At 64.6% G+C, this 2,663-nt stretch carries 3 protein-coding genes; 2 read left to right on the forward strand and 1 reads right to left on the reverse strand.

What is annotated here, in order from left to right; translation table 11 throughout:
• Positions 1-203: 203 nt before the first annotated feature.
• Positions 204-1,028 carry a fatty acid desaturase gene (locus tag IVA82_RS04555; protein WP_247493176.1) on the forward strand — a complete coding sequence of 275 codons (825 nt, stop codon included), beginning with the start codon at positions 204-206 and terminating at the stop codon, positions 1,026-1,028.
• Between the two features lie 97 nt (positions 1,029-1,125).
• Here the strand turns inward: IVA82_RS04555 and IVA82_RS04560 are convergent, their stop codons facing one another.
• Positions 1,126-1,914: a L,D-transpeptidase gene (locus IVA82_RS04560; RefSeq protein ID WP_247380043.1), complete on the reverse strand. Its 789-nt coding sequence runs from the start codon at positions 1,912-1,914 to the stop codon at positions 1,126-1,128.
• Between the two features lie 321 nt (positions 1,915-2,235).
• Between IVA82_RS04560 and IVA82_RS04565 the strand changes: the two genes are divergently transcribed.
• Positions 2,236-2,562 carry a hypothetical protein gene (locus IVA82_RS04565; protein ID WP_247380046.1) on the forward strand — a complete coding sequence of 109 codons (327 nt, stop codon included), beginning with the start codon at positions 2,236-2,238 and terminating at the stop codon, positions 2,560-2,562.
• Positions 2,563-2,663: the final 101 nt, after the last annotated feature.

Consider the following 2,663-nt stretch of genomic DNA (forward strand, 5'->3'; position numbering starts at 1 on the left):
GACATGGCCGGGCCATGCGTCGCGTAAGTGGCGTCCGTTGCGTTGGTTGCGTTGGTTGCGTCAGCCGTTAGCGTCGCCGCCCACCCATTGCGGGCAGGCGGCGAGACATCGCAAGCTCCATTTTTCAGAACTCAGCTCCGACTGAGACCGCCGAGCCCGCCGACTTCTGCAACAACATCGGCCCGATGCTGTCCTGGGCGGCGATGCATCGGCGCCATCACGAACTGTCCGATCACGACGGCGATCTGCACTCGCCGCGGCTGCACGGCGAGGGCGCGCTTGGCCGCCTGCGCGGCTTCCTGCACGCGCACCTGACCTGGATGATCGAGCACGATTATCCCAACGTCGCACATTACGTGCCGGATCTGATGGCGAACCGGACGCTGGTGGCCGTCAATAGCTACTACTACAGCTGGGCTGCGCTTGGCCTGCTGCTGCCGGCCGCGATTGGCGGCCTTGCCACCATGAGCCTGTGGGGCGCGCTGAGCGGCATGCTCTGGGGCGGTGTGGTCCGGATGTTCGTGGTCGAGCAGACCATGTCGGCGATCAACTCGATCATGCATACGTTCGGCGCGCAGCCCTTCGTCACCCGTGACGACAACAGCCGCAATCTCGGCGTGATGGCTGGCTCGCCTGGGGCGAGGGCTGGCACAACAACCACCATGCCTTCCCGTATTCCGCCGCCTTCGGCCTGCGCTGGTTCGAGTTCGATCCCGGCTTCATCTTTATCCGCGCGCTGGAAGCGCTGGGACTCGCCTGGGACGTCAAGGTACCGAGTGAGGAGAAGATCGCGCGGCGCATGCTGCGACAGCCGGGCGATGCGACGCCCGACCTGGAAACGGGCTGAGCATCATCGGCCGGCGCGGGAGCCAACAATCGGAACGACAATACGGGCGGCCCCCTGGTTGTCAATTTGGCTGGAACGCCGCAGCGTTGAAGGTTGGGGAGTGTTGCTTCCCTGCGTCGGTTTTGCTGCTCAATTCATGCACAGATTGCCGCAATTTCCCGCGGCCGACTGCGGTCCTTGATTCGCTCGTCGCGCGAAGGGATGCGGTGATCAGGTCGTACGGGGCTGTGGGCTCCTGACGCGCAAAAGCCGGAGAGTGCGGCAGCCGTCAGGTCACATCAGTTCTGGTAGTAATTGTAGCCGCCGCGCGGCTGATAATACGGCCGGGGTTGCTGCTGCTGATAGTAGTAGCCCTGCTGCTGGCCGTAGCCCTGGTCGTAGGATGGCTGCGGCTGCGGCGGATAGACCTGCGCGCCGTAGACGCGGTTGGTGCGCGGTGCCGGGTAGCGCGCGCCGGTGTCGCTGCCGTCGGCCGGATAGATGTAGTTGTCGTCCTGCGGCATGTAGCGGCGGGCGGGCTGCGCCGGCGGCGTCAGAGTGACGGGATCGCCGACAGCGCTGTACTGCTCGTCGGCCGGCTGTTGGGCGCGGGCCACGGCATTGTTGGTGCGGCCGCGCGGATTGCGGGCTAGCGCCACCTGCGCAGAGCCGGTCAGAGTCACCGAGGTGTTGAGCACGCCCTGTTCTTGCACCAGCGCGTAGAGCGTCGATGCATTCTGGCGCGACAGCCGCACGCAGCCATGGGAAGCGGGCGAGCCGAGCCGGCCCACCGAATCTGTGCCGTGGATAGCGTGCCCGATCTTGGTGAAGAAGATCGAGTGCGGCATCGGCGCGTCGTCGAATTCCTTGGAGTAGTGGTCCTCTTCCATGCGGAAGGCGCGGAACGCGCCGTTCGGTGTTTCGCGCGAGGGAATGCCGGTCGATACCGGCCAGCGATAGCGCGCGACGCCGTCGATGGCGATGGTCATCTGCTGATTGTCCTTGTCGATGGTGATGTCGACCTTGGCCTGCGCGGCACCCGCGCTCAAAAGCATCAACGAGCTGAAAGCAATGAAAAAGGAACGCATCTGCAAACGCATTTGAATCTTGGCCTCCGGCCTGTTCACGCAAGCGCCGCGGCTCTCCGTCCCCGGCGTGCACTATGCCTGCAATCCGGCTTTCGTTCCAGCGGCCTGCCCGCCCATCGTTAACGTGATGGCGGGCGTAAGCAAGGCCGCTTTGCGCCGCGGCGCCTGCGGCGGTGCTGACATTTTCGCGAGCGGGCCAGCGCGTTCGGACGCCGACAATTCGTCACAAAGGCGCAACCATTTGGCCGCTCCGGACGCATATCTGCGTCGACAGGCGGCTGTGGCCGCCGTTTACCCCCTGTACTTCCTTTGGGACCGAAGATGAACAAAGCTCGCATCGCTGCAGCGCAATTGCCGGCTGACGTATCTGTCCGCCTGCTTTTCGCAGTTGCCGCCATTCTCTTTGCGCTGTTATCGCTACCGCAATCCGGCCATGCCCAGGGCATCGTGCGCGGCGCCCAGGAGGGCTCTTATGAAGGCAACCGCATTGCCGGCCCGGTGGGCGGCGTGGTCGGAGGCGCGGTCGGCGCCGGTGTCGGCGGCGCCGTGGGCGCGGTCGAGGGCGTGTTCGGCATTCCACATCATCGCTACTACCATCGCTGCCGCGGGTACTATGACGGGTATCACCGCTTTCACTGCTATCGGTGAGCTAGCTCGCATTTCTCACAGTGTTGAAGCGCACCGGGGCGCGAATCAGCGAAAGTTGTTGTGCCGCAACGACTTTTCTCTGATCCAGGGAGCGCCCCGAT

Origin of the sequence: Bradyrhizobium sp. 142, from assembly GCF_023074015.1 — a bacterium.
Taxonomy (GTDB): Bacteria; Pseudomonadota; Alphaproteobacteria; order Rhizobiales; family Xanthobacteraceae; genus Bradyrhizobium.